The sequence below is a fragment of the Haloimpatiens lingqiaonensis genome (assembly GCF_901447495.1).
Classification (GTDB): Bacteria; Bacillota; Clostridia; order Clostridiales; family Clostridiaceae; genus Haloimpatiens; species Haloimpatiens lingqiaonensis.
In genome coordinates, this window is the sequence record NZ_CABDWS010000017.1 from 1 (window position 1) to 18247 (window position 18247).

Annotated in this window: 16 protein-coding genes and 1 other annotated feature; of the genes, 12 read left to right on the forward strand and 4 right to left on the reverse strand. The window is 30.3% G+C overall.

Annotated features, from left to right (window positions below; all coding sequences use genetic code 11):
• Window positions 1-13: 13 nt before the first annotated feature.
• Window positions 14-199: an H-type small acid-soluble spore protein gene (locus tag FGK85_RS04990; RefSeq protein WP_138204326.1), complete on the reverse strand. Its 186-nt coding sequence runs from the start codon at window positions 197-199 to the stop codon at window positions 14-16.
• Between the two features lie 343 nt (window positions 200-542).
• On the opposite strand from FGK85_RS04990, the gene FGK85_RS04995 reads away from it, so the two are divergent.
• The 6 genes from FGK85_RS04995 to FGK85_RS05020 all read left to right on the forward strand — a co-directional run bounded on the left by FGK85_RS04995 (window position 543) and on the right by FGK85_RS05020 (window position 7029).
• A complete protein-coding gene (locus tag FGK85_RS04995) occupies window positions 543-1640 on the forward strand; it encodes an iron-containing alcohol dehydrogenase family protein (protein WP_138204328.1) in 1098 nt (365 codons plus the stop codon).
• An 850-nt stretch (window positions 1641-2490) separates the two neighbouring features.
• Complete coding sequence (locus FGK85_RS05000) at window positions 2491-3066, forward strand: nucleoside recognition domain-containing protein (RefSeq protein ID WP_138204330.1); 576 nt, start codon at window positions 2491-2493, stop codon at window positions 3064-3066.
• Window positions 3067-3171: 105 nt separating this feature from the next.
• Window positions 3172-3690: a spore maturation protein gene (locus FGK85_RS05005; protein WP_138204332.1), complete on the forward strand. Its 519-nt coding sequence runs from the start codon at window positions 3172-3174 to the stop codon at window positions 3688-3690.
• Window positions 3691-3900: 210 nt separating this feature from the next.
• On the forward strand, window positions 3901-4626 hold the full coding sequence (locus FGK85_RS05010) for an ABC transporter ATP-binding protein (protein ID WP_138204334.1): 726 nt from the start codon (window positions 3901-3903) through the stop codon (window positions 4624-4626).
• A complete protein-coding gene (locus FGK85_RS05015) occupies window positions 4619-6295 on the forward strand; it encodes a putative ABC transporter permease subunit (protein ID WP_138204336.1) in 1677 nt (558 codons plus the stop codon). The genes FGK85_RS05010 and FGK85_RS05015 overlap by 8 nt, the downstream gene beginning before the upstream one ends.
• Before the next feature lie 86 nt (window positions 6296-6381).
• Entirely contained in the window at window positions 6382-7029 is a 648-nt protein-coding gene (locus tag FGK85_RS05020) for a lactate utilization protein (protein WP_138204338.1), read from the forward strand.
• 327 nt (window positions 7030-7356) lie between these two features.
• Here FGK85_RS05020 and FGK85_RS05025 read toward each other — a convergent pair whose 3' ends face one another.
• Window positions 7357-8709, reverse strand: a complete 1353-nt coding sequence (locus FGK85_RS05025) for an MATE family efflux transporter (protein ID WP_279232904.1) — start codon at window positions 8707-8709, stop codon at window positions 7357-7359.
• Between the two features lie 370 nt (window positions 8710-9079).
• Here FGK85_RS05025 and FGK85_RS05030 point away from each other — a divergent pair, with 370 nt between their 5' ends.
• Entirely contained in the window at window positions 9080-9694 is a 615-nt protein-coding gene (locus tag FGK85_RS05030) for a hypothetical protein (protein ID WP_138204340.1), read from the forward strand.
• A gap of 181 nt (window positions 9695-9875) precedes the next feature.
• Window positions 9876-10112: a binding site (T-box leader), on the forward strand.
• A 218-nt stretch (window positions 10113-10330) separates the two neighbouring features.
• Window positions 10331-12280, forward strand: a complete 1950-nt coding sequence (metG, locus tag FGK85_RS05035; RefSeq protein WP_138204342.1) for a methionine--tRNA ligase — start codon at window positions 10331-10333, stop codon at window positions 12278-12280.
• 347 nt (window positions 12281-12627) lie between these two features.
• Here metG and FGK85_RS05040 read toward each other — a convergent pair whose 3' ends face one another.
• On the reverse strand, window positions 12628-13782 hold the full coding sequence (locus FGK85_RS05040) for an aminotransferase class V-fold PLP-dependent enzyme (RefSeq protein ID WP_138204344.1): 1155 nt from the start codon (window positions 13780-13782) through the stop codon (window positions 12628-12630).
• A 385-nt stretch (window positions 13783-14167) separates the two neighbouring features.
• On the opposite strand from FGK85_RS05040, the gene yedE reads away from it, so the two are divergent.
• The 4 genes from yedE to FGK85_RS05060 all read left to right on the forward strand — a co-directional run bounded on the left by yedE (window position 14168) and on the right by FGK85_RS05060 (window position 17453).
• A complete protein-coding gene (gene yedE, locus FGK85_RS05045; protein ID WP_138204346.1) occupies window positions 14168-15256 on the forward strand; it encodes a YedE family putative selenium transporter in 1089 nt (362 codons plus the stop codon).
• Window positions 15246-15449 (forward strand): sulfurtransferase TusA family protein, encoded by a 204-nt coding sequence (locus FGK85_RS05050; RefSeq protein WP_102401644.1) that lies wholly within the window; start codon window positions 15246-15248, stop codon window positions 15447-15449. The genes yedE and FGK85_RS05050 overlap by 11 nt, the downstream gene beginning before the upstream one ends.
• 3 nt (window positions 15450-15452) lie before the next feature.
• On the forward strand, window positions 15453-15689 hold the full coding sequence (locus FGK85_RS05055) for a putative Se/S carrier protein (RefSeq protein ID WP_138204348.1): 237 nt from the start codon (window positions 15453-15455) through the stop codon (window positions 15687-15689).
• Between the two features lie 246 nt (window positions 15690-15935).
• Window positions 15936-17453, forward strand: a complete 1518-nt coding sequence (locus FGK85_RS05060; protein WP_138204350.1) for a DUF445 family protein — start codon at window positions 15936-15938, stop codon at window positions 17451-17453.
• Between the two features lie 514 nt (window positions 17454-17967).
• On the opposite strand, the gene FGK85_RS05065 is transcribed toward FGK85_RS05060, so the two are convergent.
• Window positions 17968-18243 (reverse strand): GNAT family N-acetyltransferase, encoded by a 276-nt coding sequence (locus FGK85_RS05065; RefSeq protein ID WP_138204352.1) that lies wholly within the window; start codon window positions 18241-18243, stop codon window positions 17968-17970.
• Window positions 18244-18247 lie beyond the last annotated feature (4 nt).

Below are 18247 nucleotides of genomic sequence, written 5' to 3' on the forward strand. Positions count from 1 at the left end.
CTGGAAGGACAATTTACTTTAAATTTAATTCGTTTAGAGTTTTTATGGGAACTACCATGTAATTATCTGTATTTAAATTTTTCACTTCTGCTGTGCCCTTATCTTTATCTAATTCCTCTATCCATATAGGAGTATTTTTATAATATACAGGTATATTATTTTTAGTATCTATAATTTGTTTCGCTCTAGAGTAATCCAAAATTTCCACCTCCCAAGTCATTTCGATATTATTTTTAACAAAAACAATTATTTTATACCTATATTTTTAAAATTAAAATTAATAATTTAATTTCACCAGTTATGCATAAGTAAATTTTAAAATTGAAGCATGAAACTTATTTGGGAGTTTTTTAGAAGATATTAACTTGAAAAATTATATAATAGTTTTAAACTTTATTGTAATTATTTATTTTTAATTTTATTTATGTGGTAGCGTGGATTTACAAATGTTATAATTTTTATAGAGGTGTGGCAAGGAAAACATCAGTGTTTGTGTCGGTAGTAATTGACACATATTAAATTAATACAAGGGGGAATATGTGATGAAGGATTTTAATTATTTTATGCCTACAAAAATTTTTTATGGAGAAAATATAGTAGGGAAAAAAAGTGACATATTTAAGGAGTTTGGTAAAAAGGCTCTTATTGTAACAGGAAAAAATTCTGCAAAAATAAATGGTTCTTTAGAGGACATAACCAAGGTGTTAAAAGAAGAAAATATAGAATACTGTATTTTTGATAAAATAGAAGAAAATCCTCCAATGGAACTAGCTGAAGAAGGAGCTAAAATAGGAAAAGAGGAAAAGGTGGATTTTATAATAGGTATAGGTGGGGGTTCTCCACTGGATTCAGCTAAGGGTATTGGAGTTTTAATAAATAACCCACAGGCTAAAAAAGAAGACTTGTATTCCAAAACACCAATGGAGTCCATTCCTGTAATAGCTATACCAACTACTGCTGGAACAGGTTCAGAGGTTACACAATACGCTATTTTTACAAATCATAAAGAAAAAACAAAGATGTGTTTTTCACATAAGATATTCCCTAAGGTTGCTCTATTGGATGCTAAATATCTTATGGAAACACCAGATAATGTTACTATAAATACTGGAATAGATGCTTTATCTCACATTATAGAGGGATATTTATCTGCTAATTCTAATATAATAAGTGATGCTTTAGCAAAAGAAGGACTTAGATTATTTAAAAATTGCAAAGATGCATTATATAAAAAGGAGTTTTCTTATGAAATAAGAGAAAAACTTATGCTAATGTCCACTTTAGGCGGAATAGTTATAGCTCAATCAGGTACATCTCTTCCTCATGGTATGGGATATGCACTTACATATTTCCACAATATACCTCATGGCAAGGCTAATGGACTTTTACTTAAAGAGTACTTAGGCTTCTGTGAAGATAAAGAAAAAGTTGACACTATACTTAATTTAATAGGTATGAGGGATTTAAATGAATTTGGAGATTATTTAAGAGCTCTTTTACCTTGTGAAATTTCTATAAGTGACCAAGAGATAAATGATTATACAGAAAGTATGATAAGTAATAAAGGTAAGCTTAAAAATCATCCTTATGAAGTTACTAGGGAAGATGTGTACAATATATATAAAAATAGTCTTAGATAGAATAGATTGTGAAGTAAGTGCTATAGGAAAAATCTGCTTTTAATTCCGTGATAAATGTGAAATTTTGGACTTGAACAATACGCCAAGAACTTCTAATATTTGTCCATTTAAAGCCCCTAAAGTTTTCAAACTCACTCGTTCCTCGCTCAGGCAATGAAAACTTCTTAACGGTGCTTTAAATGGACAAATAAAGAAGTTCTAAGGCTAGTTCAATAGTCCTAAATTTCACATTTATCACTCCATTAAAAGCAGATTTTTCAGTTACAGAGTACTTACTTTGAGGGGGAAGAAGGCCTACTAAAGGATGATTTTCCTCCACTGCGTTGCGGAAAATCTTTAATTGAATATGAAGAATGGTATAGTGGGAAAAGGTATAACTGATTCATTAAATGAAGTGGTTATACCTTTTCTTTTAAGGGCTTAAAAAATCTTTTATTGGCGGTAGCCAGCGAAAATATAGAAATATTAAATATTAAATATTAAATATCAAATATCAAATAATGTTGAAATTCCTATGGAATTTCTTAAATTAGAATTTGTATAGGAAGTAAGAATTAAGTAATAGGTAAAAAGTAAGAAGTAAGGGTTAAGGGAGATTTTCCTCCACTATGTTCTGGAAAATCCCTAATTAAATAAATATAATAATAAAACAAGCCAATAGGTAAAAAATCAGAAGTTGAGCACTTAAAAATTTATTTTGGCGTAGCCCGCTGATTTATAATAAAGGATTTATTAAGATTTATACAAACAACGGCCTTCCGGCAAAATGAAAACTATTTAATTTCAATTCTCAAATCATAGGAACTGGAATATACATTATTATGCAAAGAATATACGGGGAGTGTAAGTTTTGATAAATATAATTTGGTTTATTATTTTAGTTTCAAGTATAGTGTTTGGAATAGTCACGGGAAATGGAGAAGTTATATCAAAATCCATTGTAAAAACTACATATTCCACAGTAGAGCTTATGATTAGACTAGTAGGTATGATGTGCCTTTGGTGTGGAGTTATGAGAATAGCTCAGGAAAGTGGGCTCACGGATAAGCTGGCAAAAGGGTTAAGGCCTATACTTAAAAAATTATTTAAAAGTGCAGGGAGGGATGAAAAAGCTTTAGGAAATATAATTATGAATTTAACTGCAAATATGATGGGACTTTCCAATGCAGCTACTCCTTTTGGAATTAAAGCTATGGAAGATATGCAAAGGTTAAATCCAGACAAACACAGAGCTAGTGACGATATGGCTCTCTTTTTAGTACTAAATGCAGCATGTATTCAAATAGTTCCTACCTCAGTAATCTCCATAAGAGCTGCAGCTAACTCTCAAAATCCCGCCAGCATAATGATACCAGCCATAATAGCCACAGGCACTGCCGCAGTGGTGGGATGTATTTGCTGCAAAGTGCTTCAGAAATATTTTTAGAATGTAAAATGAGGGACTAGGGAGTTAATTATAGGGGATAGGGAGCAATAATGCTAGCTCTCTAGCCCTCTAATCCCCTAGCCCCCTATATTTGGGGGTGTAAAAGTGGATTATGTTATAAAATCGATAATTCCTATAGTTATAGGTCTTATAGTTATATATGGTATGAAAAATGGGGTTAAGGTTTATGAATGTTTTGTGGAGGGTGCTAAAGATGGCATAGGCATATGTGTGAAGATATTTCCATATTTATTGGCAATGCTAATAGCAGTGGGGGTTTTTACAGATTCAAGGCTTTTAGATGCTTTTATTAATCTTGTAAGGCCAGTTGTTAAAATCATAGGTCTTCCACCAGAAGTAGTGCCACTGGTAATGGTGAAACCTCTTTCTGGCAGTGGGGCTTTAGGCGTGTTCACAGACATTTTAAAAAGGTATGGAGCAGATAGTTATATAGGATTAGTAGCTTCCATAGTTATGGGATCAACAGAAACCATATTTTATACACTTACAGTTTATTATGGTGCAGTAAAAATAAAAAACATAAGACACACACTGTGGGCAGCAATATTTGCTGATTTAACAGCAATAATCATGGCAGTAACTTTAGTAAGATTGATGTTTTGATAGATTATATAGATTTAATAGGATTTTTAAATATACTAGGGTTGTGAAGGAAAATGGAGAAATCATTAGATAGAATGGCATCAAAGAATTAAAAGGTATTAAATAACTCTTTTAAACGTAAATTGCACTTGATTTTGTTCCAGTTTTTTAATATAATGTTTATAAATTCTTAACAAAGCAATAATTTAAATAAAAGGAGGCGCTTAAGAAATGATAGAATTAATGGGGGTAAATAAAACTTATAATGGCAGCGCTTATGCTGTAAAGGACTTAAATTTAAACATAAGAGATGGTGAAATATTTGGATTTTTAGGTCCTAATGGTGCAGGAAAAACTACTACAATAAAGATGATAACAGGTATATTGTCATCTACTGATGGAAACATAAAAATAAATGGTATAGACATAGTGAAGGAGCCATTAAAGGCTAAAAAGATATTTGGTTTTGTACCTGATAACCCAGATATATTTTTAAGATTAAAGGGAATAGAATATCTTAATTTTATGGCGGATGCATATGATGTTTCTGCAGAGGAGAGAAAAGAGAGAATAAAGAATTTAAGTGAAAGATTTCAAATGGAAGCTGCTTTAAATGACCAAATTCAAAGTTATTCCCATGGTATGAGACAAAAAATAGTTATAATGGGTGTTCTAATACATAATCCAGAGGTGTGGATATTAGACGAGCCTATGACAGGTTTAGATCCAAAGTCTTCTTATTTATTAAAAGAGATGATGAGGGAACATGCAAATTCCGGTAAAACAGTATTTTTCTCTACCCACGTTTTAGAGGTAGCAGAAAAAATCTGTGATAGAGTAGCTATAATAAACAAAGGTAAAATCTTATTCTGCGGTACATTAGAAGAAATGAGAGAACACTTTAAAGAAAATGAATCTCTTGAAAAAATGTTCTTGGAGATGACTGAAAATGAGTAAATGTTGGCTTTTAATAAAAATATTTTTAAAAACTAATAAAGAGGGATTTCAGCAGAATAAGAAAAAAAGTAAATTTAAATTAAATGAGAAACTTATGTATTTAATTCTTATAATAGCATTTTTACCTTTAGCATTTATGATAGGAGATATGGTATCTAATTTCTATGAGGGCTTAGAGGTGATTAATCAGCAGGGCATGATATTAGGAATAGGCTTTGCAATATCTAGCTTGTTAATATTTTTCTTTGGAATAATCTATTGTATAAATACCATGTATTTTGCTAAGGATGTGGAAAATATTTTGCCACTACCTTTTAAGCCTTGGGAAATAGTAACAGCTAAGTTTGTAACAATCTTAATATATGAGTATTTAACAGAAGCTATATTCATGATTCCAATAGTAGTAGTATATGGAATAAAAAGTGGAGCAACGGTTTTATATTACCTGTATAGTACAATTGTATTTTTAACATTGCCTATAGTTCCATTAGTTATTTCCTCAATAATAGTAATGTTAATTATGAGTTTTACTGGTTTAGCAAAAAATAAGGATAGGTTTAGAAAATTTGGTGGCATTTTTGGATTATTATTAATAGTATTCATGAATTCATATATGCAAAAGATTAGTCAAAATTCCCTAGATCCAAATAAGTTAAACCAAATGATAATGGAAAGAAATAATGGGTTTGTAAACATAGTAACTAAGTTATTCCCTTCTACTAAATTTGCAGCTTTTAGTGCTATAAATAGTGATAAGTTAAGCGGGCTTTTAAATTTACTTATATTCCTTTGTATAAGCATACTTTCAATGTTTATATTCAACATTATAGCGGAAAAATTATACTTTAAAGGGGCTATAGGTATTTCAGAAACCTCTTCAAAAAGAAAAAAATTAAGTTCTAAAGAGTTTAGTAAAACTACAATAAAACAATCAACTTTAATGTCCTATACTAAAAAAGAATTAAGGATATTATTTAGAACTCCAATATATTTTTATAACTGTATATTAATGAATTTCCTATGGCCAGTGTTTTTTATAATTCCAATGGCGGTAAATTCAGGCAAGGAATTGAAACAATTTTCTGGTTTAGGTAAATACCTTAATGATCCATCTATTAGTGGAATAGTAATAGCAGTAGCTTTTTCAGTAATAATATTTGTGTCAGGAAGTAATGGTATAACTTCTACAGCTATATCAAGAGAAGGAAAGGACATATATGTTTCTAAATATATTCCAGTTTCTTTTAAAACTCAAATAATGGCTAAAATTTTATCTGGAGCTATTATGGGACTTGTATCAGAAATTATGATGCTTATAATTGTAGGTGTGGTAGTTAAAGCACCTATAAAAATTATTATAATAATATTACTTCTTTCATTTTTAGCTATAGCCTATGTGAATATGCTAGGTATATTAATTGATTTATATCACCCTAAATTAAACTGGGAAAATGAGCAGCAAGCAGTAAAACAAAATTTAAATGCGTTATTTGAAATGGTAATTTCCTGGGTAAGTATAGGGGTCTTAATGTTTTTAGTAATAAAATTTGAATTAGATTTATTATATACTATATTATTAATAATAGGACTTTTTGGCATAATAGATTTAATTCTATATGTTATAATAAGTTCAAAGGGTGTAAAGAGATTTTCCAAATTAGGTGAGTAGTCTATTAAAATTTTATAATTTATTTTATAACTTCCAAAGTTAAACTATATATATTATAGTATATGAATTATAGGGGGCATGGAATTATGGATAAAAATGTAAAGTGGTTTATGGAGCAACGGGTAGCAAAAACCATAGAAAACTTACAAAAGAACAACATGGAAGGCTATTTTGTTCAAGATGAAAAAGAACTTATAGAAAAAGTAAAAGAAATTGTAAATGAGGGTTCCACAGTATCAGTGGGTGGTTCTATGACATTATTTGAAACAGGCATTATAGATTTTTTAAGGAATGGAAAATATAAATTTTTAGATAGGTATGAAGAAGGATTAAAGGGTGAAGATATAAAGAAAATTTATAGAGAAAGTTTTTTTGCAGATGCATATTTTTCATCTACTAATGCTTTAACTGAATCAGGAGAATTATTTAATATAGATGGTAATGGAAACAGAGTAGCTGCTATGATTTATGGACCAGATCAGGTAATAGTTATAGTAGGGACAAACAAAATAGTTAGGGATTTAAAGGAAGCTGAAGATAGAGTCAAAAATTATGCAGCTCCTATAAATGCTAAAAGGCTTAATAAGGACAATCCATGTACAAAGATTGGACATTGTGTAGATTGCAGTGCAACTGGAAGGATCTGCAGCCATTATGTGGTGATGGGAAGACAGAATCTTGGGAATAAGGGAAGAATTAAAGTTATTATTGTAAACAAAGAACTAGGATATTAAGCGTAAATTGCGGCACAAGTGCCGCAATTTATGGCTTAAGAGGGCTAGTGGGCCAGAGGGCTAGAGGGCTAGAAATTAGTGGGCTAGTTGGCTAGTGTGCTAGAGGGCTAGGAACAATTGACAATTGATAATAGACAATTGACAGTTGTCATTGATAGATGTTTTGCTAATGCAAAACTAAAATTAAAAGCAGAAAAAGACCTAAATATAGATAAATTCTATGTTTAGGTCTTTTAAAATTTTAGTTTTTCTGTAAGAAAAACTTCCTTCATTGTCCATTGTCAATTCTCCATTGTCAATTATAAGAATGTTGCGTCGCAACAATTCTTATACTGTGGTTTTATTAAATTTCCTTCTAAATAAAATTATTATAAGAATTCCATCAAAAGTCCACTGTACAGCTGTAACCCACCATACATATGTTACAGGTAATTTTAAAACATAAACTATATAGTACATTAAAGGTAGTCTTATAAGCCAGCTGGATATAAGAGAGACTATAAATGGAGTTTTTGTATCCCCCATACCTTTTAGAGCTCCACCGTAAATCATGGAAAATGCCATTACAGGTTGCTCTACTGAAGCTATCATTATGCAGATGGAACCTAAATTTATAACATCCTTAGCACTGGAATGAATGAAAAGGGATATTAAGAATTTCGGAAATAATAAGAAACCTAATCCACATAAACCCATTATTAAAGCTCCTAATATAGCGCAGGTGTCAGCATAAGCTTTAGCTTTTTCATAGTTTTTCTCTCCAACTTTATGACCAACTAAAGTAGTGGCAGCTACTGCAAAGCCCCATCCGGGCATAAAGGAGAGAGATTCTATAGTAGTGGTTATTTGATTTGCAGCAAAGGAAATACTGCCTAAATGCATTATCATAAAAGTGCTTATTAATCTTGAAATATCAAAGGCACCTTCCTGAAGGGAAGAAGGTATAGATAATTTTATTAGTTTTACAAATCTAGCAAAATTCATATCCTTTATGTACTTAAAGTGTGGTTTTATTTTAGATTTTTTTATTGTATATGTAATAGCACATATAAATCCACAGAATTGGGCTATAAGTGTAGCTAGGGCAGCTCCCTTTACACCTAATTCAGGAAAGGGCTTTACTCCAAATATCATCATATAGTCTAATACTAAATTTATTACATTTATTAATGCTGAAATAAAAAGAGGTGTTTTAGTATTGCCATATCCACGTAATATGCTATTTAAAAGGTTAGTTAACATGTTGAAAAATAAAGCTATAGAAGCTATTTTCATATAATTAACGCCTAGATTTAAAATTTCTCCTTTAGCGCCAGCTATAACTAATATATTTTTGGAAAAAGTGAAGCAAATTATTAATATAAATAATGCTATAATGGAACCTGTGAAAAAGCCTAAAGAGGCATATTCTTCGGCTGCCTTAAGATCCTTTGCACCGTATTTTCTGGCTATTAAGGATGTTATTCCCACAGATATTCCCACGGCAATAAATATGTTTACAAAGGTGTAGAGTATTTCGGAACTCAGTCCCACAGAACTTACGCCTACATCACCCGCATACCAACCTACCATCATAGTATCTAATACCCAAATCATCATATAAAGTGTCATTTCCCCTACAGCAGGTAATGCCAACTTTAAAACGTCTTTTATGTCTTTTTTATTTAGTGATTTTAAAATAAAAATTCCCCCTTTTAACCTAAGTAATTTATTTTCAATTACAGTACCATGTTAATATATTTTTTGTAATAAAACAATATTTTTGCTCTTTTCAGCAGTTTATAATATTTTTTATATGGATTTAAAAGACAATTGACTAAAAAATAGCTTTTTTATAAAATAATCTTAATAGGTTAAATTTTTAACCAAGAAGTCCCACTTCAGCGTGGGCAAGTGGTTGGAGAATTCACTATATTAAATTGGTAATAAATTAAATAAATAAAAAAGGGAAATACTATATAAATGTATAATAGAAATAGATGTATAATAAAGATAGAACACATAGTAAATGAATTAATCAGTAATTAATTTATGATTTACAGTTTAAAGTTTGGAAGGAGAGAATCGTCTGGATATAAAGAAGTTTTATAAAAAGAAAGCAAATTATTTAAGTAAGATATATGAAGTAGATGCTACAACAGGGAATTATATTATAGAGATTTCCTTAGATAAATACACAGATGTTTTTAACGATTGGGATCATGCCTCCTTTAAAAAGAGGGACATAGACCCGGACTTAGTATTTTTTTTAGAAAGCTGTTCTGAGGATATACCATTAAAATACGGTATGGATATATGTTTTTATCTTCCAAAGGAGATACAAGATAAAACTAGAGAGAGAATAATAGTTTCAGGCTTAAAAACATATTATTCATTTTATTCTCATACGGAAAGAAAGTTTCTCAAGGAGTCTTATAAAAAATATTTAGGCTACATAATTGTATCTTTTATATTTCTAGCTCTTTCATATATTATGGCTAATTTTGCTCAAAATGAAATTGTGTATGTGACTTTATCCCAAGGAGTTAATATTGGGGGATGGGTTTTTTTATGGGAATCCATATCCTTTGTATTTTTTAAGAGGAGAAAAATAGTACATGATATAAAAACCTATGAAAGATTAGCTGGAGCCAGCATATATTTTAAGTATGATACTATAAAGTGATGGAATATATTTAACATTAAAGAGTGCATTATATATAATGTAAATTACCAATTGCAGAAATTAGGTAATATAGTATTGACATAATAATTAGTATATTATATCATTAAATTAAATTTAAATTTCAAGGTGCTTATGTAGCTATTGTGGCTACAGGGCAATTTTAACTGTTAATTATATCTATTTAAATGTTATGATGGGAAGAGTAGTAAGTGAAAGTATTTAAAGAGAGCTGGATTAGGTGAAAGCCAGTAATATAGAAGCTTATGAACATGGTCCCGGAACAGACTGTTTGAATTTTTAGTAGGACAGTACGGAAGCAGACGTTATACTGCAGGATGATGTTGGTCATCTGTTGGAGGTCACTTTTACAAAATTAGTGATGAATTAGAGTGGTACCGCGTATATTTACGCCTCTATGTGGAAATAAAAATCCATATAGAGGCGTTTTAAATTTTATAAACAGAGCTCTTAGCTTCAGATGGAGTTTTTACTCCAACTGAAGGTTAGAGCTCGTTATCCAGGGACGTAGCTGCCGTTATCTCCCACTTTGTTAGAAGTGGGAGTGTTACGGCAGGTAGTCATCGGATAAATTCAATAATGAATATTTGAAAAATACTATAACAGGGAGGTATAAAAATGGAAAATAAGAAGACATTTTATATAACTACACCAATTTATTATCCATCAGCAAAGCTTCATATAGGAAACACATATACAACTGTTGCTGCAGATGCAGTGGCTAGATTTAAACGACTTACAGGATATGATGTAATGTTTTTAACAGGGTCTGATGAGCATGGACAAAAGATTCAAAGGATAGCAGAAGAAAAGGGAATTAATCCTAAAGCTTATGTAGATGAAATTGTAGAAACTATAAAACATCTTTGGAAGATAATGAATATAAGCTATGATAAGTATATAAGAACTACTGATGATTATCATAAGGAAACTGTTAAGAAAATATTTAACAAGTTGTATGAAAAGGGAGATATATACAAGGATAGTTATGAGGGATGGTATTGTACTCCATGCGAATCCTTTTGGACAGAAACTCAATTGGTAGATGGAAAGTGTCCAGATTGCGGAAGGCCAGTGGAAAAGGCAAAGGAAGAGGCATATTTCTTTAAAATGTCTAAATACGCAGATAAACTTATAGAATATATAGAAACTCACCCTGACTTTATACAACCAGAGTCAAGAAAAAATGAAATGTTAAATAATTTCTTAAGACCAGGACTTCAAGATCTTTGCGTATCAAGAACTTCATTTAATTGGGGAATACCTGTAGAGTTCGACAAGGGACATGTAGTATATGTTTGGATAGATGCTCTTTCAAACTATATATCTACCCTTGGATATGAAAATTCTAAGGAAAATTTAATGGAAAAATATTGGCCTGCAGATGTACATCTTGTGGGAAAAGATATTATAAGATTCCATACAATTTATTGGCCAATTATGTTGATGGCTTTAGATTTACCATTACCTAAGCAGGTATTTGGACATGGATGGCTTTTAGTTGATGGTGGAAAGATGTCAAAATCAAAAGGAAATGTAGTGGATCCAGAAATTCTTGTAAAAGAATTTGGAACAGATGCAGTTAGATATTATTTGCTTCATGAAATACCATTTGGATCTGATGGAATATTTACAAATGAAAAGTTTATAAATAAGACTAATTCAGATTTAGCTAATGACCTTGGAAATTTAGTTTCAAGAACTGTGGCTATGATTCAGAAGTATTTTGATTCAGTAATTCCAGCACCAACAGCTAAAGAGGAGATAGACAATGAACTAATTTCTCTAGCCATAGCTACTCCTAAAAAAGTAGAAGAGGCTATTGATAAGTATAAATTACCAGAGGCACTAGATAACATATGGGATCTTATAAAGAGAGCAAATAAGTATATAGATGAAACTATGCCTTGGGCACTTGCTAAGGAAGAGGATAAAAAGGAAAGATTGGGAACAGTACTTTATAATTTATCAGAAACTATAAGATTTGTATCAGTACTTGTATCTTCTTTTTTACCAGAAACTAGCGAAAAAATAAATGGTAAGTTAAATGTTGAACTTACTTCTTGGGATACATTAGCATCTTTTGATGGTACTAAAGCTGGTACAAAGGTAGAAAAAGGAGAAAACTTATTCCCAAGAATTGATGTGAAAAAGAAATTAGAAGAATTAGAAAAAATAAGACAAGAACAGCTTGCAAAGGTGGAAGAGCAAAATGTACAGCCTATGCAGCCATTAAAACCAGAAATAACTATAGATGATTTTGATAAGATTGATTTAAGAGTAGTTAAGGTGTTAGAGTGTGAACCAGTGAAAAAAGCTAACAAACTTTTAAAATTAAAAGTTGACTTAGACGGAGAGGAAAGACAGGTTATATCAGGTATAGCAAAGTACTATAAACCAGAAGACTTAATAGGAAAATATGTAGTATTAGTTGCTAATTTAAAACCTGTTAAATTAAGAGGAGAGCTTTCACAAGGAATGATACTTGCAGCATCTACTGATGATGATAGCAAATTGTTTACTGTTAGCATTCCAGGAGATCTTCCAACAGGAAGCCAGGTAAGATAGTTTGCCAGTTTGCTAGAGTGCTAGTGGGCCAGATAAGATAGTTGGCTAGGAAAGATAGGGTGCCAGTTTGCTAGAGGGCTAGAGGGCTAGTTAAGGGGGATTTTCCTTCGCTGTGCGGCGGAAAATCTTTGAAGTATATTTAGGGAAATTGACTTTGATTCTAGAATTATTAAAAGATTAAAAGACTTAAATAAAATAAAAATGAGAACCGCAAATTTGTGCTATACGCAAATTGCGGTTCTTTTTATATGTTTTGAAATTTTTTCAGTGAAATAAATAAAAAATATCATCTCATTAACATACAAATGTTTTACGGTTGATTAAATTAATAATTGATCATTAATTTTTTATTGGCGTTTAACCAAGTCATTAATAGAATTAACAGCATATTTAACTTCTTCAAGTGTGTTAAAATGGCTAAAGCTGAAACGTACAGTGCCTCTTGGGAAAGTACCTAGGGTTTTGTGGGCAGATGGAGCACAGTGAAGTCCACATCTAGTCATAATATTAAAATCCCTGTTTAGAAGGTGAGAAATTTCACCATTATCAAAAGAAGTGAAATCCAAAGAAACCACAGCAGTTCTACCTTCTATGTTTTGCTTACCTATTAAGTTGATTTCTTTTATATTTTTAATTTCTTCTATAAATTTCTTTGTAAGTTCCAATTCTTTTTCCCTTATGGAGCTTAAACCAACATTATTTATATATTTAAGTGCAGCATTCAACCCAAAGATTCCAGGTAAATTCATGGTGCCGCTTTCGAATTTATCAGGCATATAATCTGGTTGAGATTCGGATTCTGAAAGACTTCCAGTGCCGCCTTCTATAAGGGGTGTAGTGATGCAGTTAAGCCTATCACTTATTAAAAAACCACCTATACCTTGAGGACCCATAAGGCTTTTATGTCCTGTAAAAGCTATAGCATCTGCATTAAACTTTTCAAAGTCTACATCTATAAATCCGGCAGTTTGAGCTGAATCTATAATAAAAAACAAATTATGTTTTTTGCAAATATCACCTACTATTTCTAAAGGAAGAATAGTTCCACAGACGTTAGATGCATGAGTCATTACTATGGCTTTAGTATTTGGCTTTATTAAATTTTCTATTTCATCTAATCTTAAATTGCTTTCATTATCACAAGGAACTCTAGAAAAACTAACCCCTAATTTAGAAAGAGAGGTAATAGGGCGCATTACAGCGTTATGTTCCATAGAAGAAACTATTATGTGATCTCCAGATTTAATAAAACCTTTTATTAAAATATTTAAACTTTCTGTTATATTTTTAGTGAATATAACGTTTTCTTCAATGGAAAAATTAAATAAATTGCATAATAGCTCTCTTGTTTCAAATAGGGTATTTTCTGCAGTATATGCAGAGGAATAGGCACCCCTATTTACATTGCATCCTATATTTAATATGTAATTGTATATGCTGTCAGCCACTGGTTTTGGTTTAGGAAAAGAAGTAGCTGCATTGTCTAAGTATAGATTGTTCATTTAGAATCCCCCCTAATAGGATTTTTTATTAATATTTAACTCAACTTTCGCAGTTATAAAATAAAAATATAAAATTTACAGGTAAGTAATACTCCGTACTTTTTAGCTTTTACTTCTTACCTTTTTTAAAACTACGGAATGAGTTTTATCATTTATTTCATATCAAAATATAAATACATATTAAGTTTAACATAAAATAGAGTTTTGAATAATCATAAAATGCAATTTCAAATTAAATTTATCAATGCTATGGAAAATAACTATAGATGAAAGAATATCTATAGAAATAAACTATTTAACTTATATTAATATAATTGTTACAATCAATATGGAAATAATTATTAAATTAATAAATTAAGAATTAAAAAATTGAAGGAGGTATAATATGTCAGGTAAAAAGGGCATAATATTTGCTGGAGCCTTAGTTGGAATACTTTCAGCAATATTAGTTAAATTCGGAAACCCAGGTAACATGGGTGTGTGTATTGCTTGCTTCATAAGAGACATAGCAGGAGCGGTAGGAATGCATAGAGCACCAGTAGTACAATATATAAGACCAGAGGTTATAGGTATTGTATTGGGAGCTTTTTTAATGGCTATAGGAAGCAAGGAATTCAGTACAAAGGGAGGATCTTCTCCATTTATAAGATTTATCCTAGGATTTGTAGTAATGGTAGGAGCTTTAATGTTCTTAGGATGTCCTTTAAGAATGGTATTAAGACTTGCTGGAGGAGATTTAAATGCTATATTTGGAATAGCAGGATTTGCTGTTGGTATAGTAGTTGGTATATTCTTCTTAAATAAAGGATTTACTTTAAAAAGAAATTATAAATTATCAAATTTTGAGGGATATTTATTCCCAGTAGTAAATGTAGCGTTATTAGGTTTATTACTTGCAGCACCAGCTTTTATATTCTTCAGTAAAAAAGCACCAGGTTCATTACATGCACCAATATGGTTAGCTTTAGGAGCTGGGTTAATAGTAGGAGTTGCGGCTCAAAAGACAAGACTTTGTATGGTTGGCGGTATAAGAGATTTAATAATGTTTAAAGATAGTTATCTATTAACAGGATTCTTATCTATATTTGTATTTACTTTAATAGGAAACTTAATATTTGGAAAATTTAAATTAGGTTTTGTTGGACAACCAGTTGCACATAATGATGCTTTATGGAACTTTTTAGGAATGGTACTAGCAGGATGGGGTTCAGTGCTTTTAGGAGGATGTCCTTTAAGACAATTAATTTTATCTGCTGAAGGAAATATAGATTCTGTAATGGCAGTACTAGGAATGTTAGTTGGAGCAGCTTTCTGCCATAACTTCTCATTAGCTTCTAGTGGAAAGGGACCTACTTTAAATGGTAAAGTTGCAGTAATTATAGGATTTATAGTAGTTCTTGCAGTGTCTTATTTCAATATGGAAAAATCCATGAATTTTAAGGCAAAAGGAGATGTGAATGTAAATGCAGATTGATGCTAGAGGAATGTCATGTCCACAACCAGTTTTAATGGCTAAAAAAGGAATAGAACAAAGTCCTAAAGGAATAGAAATAATTGTAGATAACAATACAGCTAAGGGAAATGTTCAAAGATTCTTAAAAAATGCTGGATATAATGTTGACGTAAAAGAAAAAGAAGAGGATTTTGTAATCACAGCGAGGAAATAATTTATGGAATATATTGCAGTATTTTTTACTCATTCAGGAGCAGTAAAATACAACAGGTTTTTAGTTAAAAACGAAATAAAAAGTGAAATGATGCCTGTACCAAGAAAGTTAAGCTCTAACTGTGGTATAGGGGTAAAATTCACATATGATGGAGATATAAGTTCTATAATAAGTGAAGAAATAGAAAAGATATTTTTGATGCAAGGAGATAGTCACAAGGAAATATATGCCTGTGATTAGATTGTATTAATATTGAAATAAAGCTTAACCTGTGTATGTTTTATACATATAAGCTTTTCACTTTATAAAAATAAATATTATAGATGATTAAGGATAAGTTAAAATGGGGAACTTATCCTTAATTTATTTTAGTTAAGGCATTTACTAAAACGACTATATGTAATAAAATTATTTACTGTGGTAAAACTTAATATGTTAAATGAGTAGCATGTAAAATATACAAAGGTAAAGGGGAGACATTAAAATATGAAGGTTTTTATAACTACAGTAACAGGAGCTATAATAGGATATATAACTAATTGGTTAGCTATAAAGATGCTTTTTAGACCTTATGAAGAAAAAAGGTTTTTAGGATTTAAAATACCGTTTACTCCAGGTTTGATACCTAAGGAGAAAGGCAGGATAGCTAAAAGCGTAGGAGAAGCTATTGGCAATCATTTGCTTACTAAGGAAACCATGGTTAAATCTTTATGCAGTGAAAAAATTAATAAAAAATTAGAACAGTGGGTTTTTAATAAAATAGATAGCTTGAAAGAATCTGAAAATTCATTGGGTAATTTGGTTGAAGAATTTTCAGAAGGAAAGCAACATGAATTATACAAGTATTTAAGTGTAAATTTGAATAATTATATATTAAATAGCATTAGAAATGAAAAGTCTAAAAATGCTATGGTTAAATATATAGAAGAATACATAGAAGAAAGTTTAAATAAGAGTCCAAAAGTTTTAACAGAAAGTAGCATTTATAATAAAATAAATGAAAAGTTATTATGTGTAGCCTTAGAATATAAAAATGAAGGCAAAATAGAGGAAAAATTAAATAGTGTATTCATGGAAGAAATTAAAAATTTAGAAGGCAGTTCTAAAAAAATAAAAGATATTATTCCTCAAAGTGCAGTTAATAATTTAAAAGTATATATGTACAATAAAAAAGATAATATTTGTGCTGCAATAGAAGAAATATTAAATAGTGAAAAAGCTCAAATAAAGGTAAGAGATATAATAGAAGAGGCTATAAGCAAAAATTTAAATCCTATGATAGCTATGTTTTTAAACAAAGAGTCACTATATGAAAAGGCTATGGTTATTTTAAATGATTTTATGGAAAAAGAAGAAAATAAGCAAGAAGTTATAGTGCTTTTAGGAGAGATAGTAGATAAAATATTAGAAAAGGATGTAAGTGATATACTTGTAAATTCTTCTGAAGAGGGAAAAGAGGAGACTATAAAAGTAATATCAAGATTAATTTCTGATAAATTTGTATCAGAAGAAAATGTAAAGTCTTTAGAGAATGTTTTTAAAGATAAAATTAACAACAATAATAATTTAAGAGATATTATTATTAAATTAAATAAAAAATATAGTGAAGATTTAAACAAACTTATCCACAAAAAGTTAGATGAATTTCTATTTGGAGAAGTTTTCTGTGGAAAACTTCTGAATATTATTGAAAATTTTATAAAGTCTGTCTTTGATAAGCCAATGAAGGATATATTCAAAGGACGTGAAGAAGCTATTAAAAAATACTCTTATGCTATTGCAATAAGTCTTTATAATAGATTTATTGAAAGAGAAGCAGAATCTGTTATAGAAGCTTTGGATATAGCAGCCATTACTGAAGAGAGGATAAATTCTTTTGATGTGGCTTTTGCTGAAAAGATAATTTTAGAAATTTCAAGTAAGGAACTTAGTGCTATTACTTGGTTAGGCGGACTTTTGGGAGGAATTATGGGATTAGTTTCATCCTTAATTGCATCACTATAAGCCATAAATTGCGACGCAATTTATGGCTTATAGTGTGCTAGTGGGCCAGTGTGCTAGAGGGCTAGTAAAGGAAGATTTTCCTCCACTGCGTTACGGAAAATCTTTAATTGAATATAAACAATGGTATAGTGGGAAAAGGTATAACTGATTCATTAAATGAAGTGGTTATATCTTTTATTTTAAGGGCTTAAAAAATCTTTTATTGGCGTAGCCAGCAAAAATATAGAAATATTAAATATAGAAATATTAAATATCAAATATTAAATATCAAATATCAATTAATGTTGAAATTCCTATGGAATTTCTTAAATTAGAATTTGTGGAGGAAGTGAGAATTAAGTAAGAGGTAAGAAGTAAGTAAGAAGTAAGGGTTAAGGGAGATTTTCCTCCACTGCGTTATTTAAAATCTTTAATTAAATAAATGTAATAATAAAACAAGTCAACAGGTAAAAAATCACAAATTGAGCACTTGAAAAGTTTTTTTGGCGTAGCCAGCTGATTTATAATGAAAGATTTATACTTCTTTAAAACCAAACTTTTTATATAAATTATAGGCTGGTTTATTATCAATATGCACATCTAAAATTATTTCCTTTATATTATTAAAGTACATATCATTTATGCACTTAGATAATAGTGCTGAGCCAACTCCTTTACTCCGATAGTTTGGAGATACATGTAGAGAGTAAATGTGTAATAACCACTCATCCTTTACTATGCCTATTAAAATACCTATTGCCTCATTTTGGTCATGTGCAATTATGATATATCTTTTTGAGAAATCACCCAAAAGC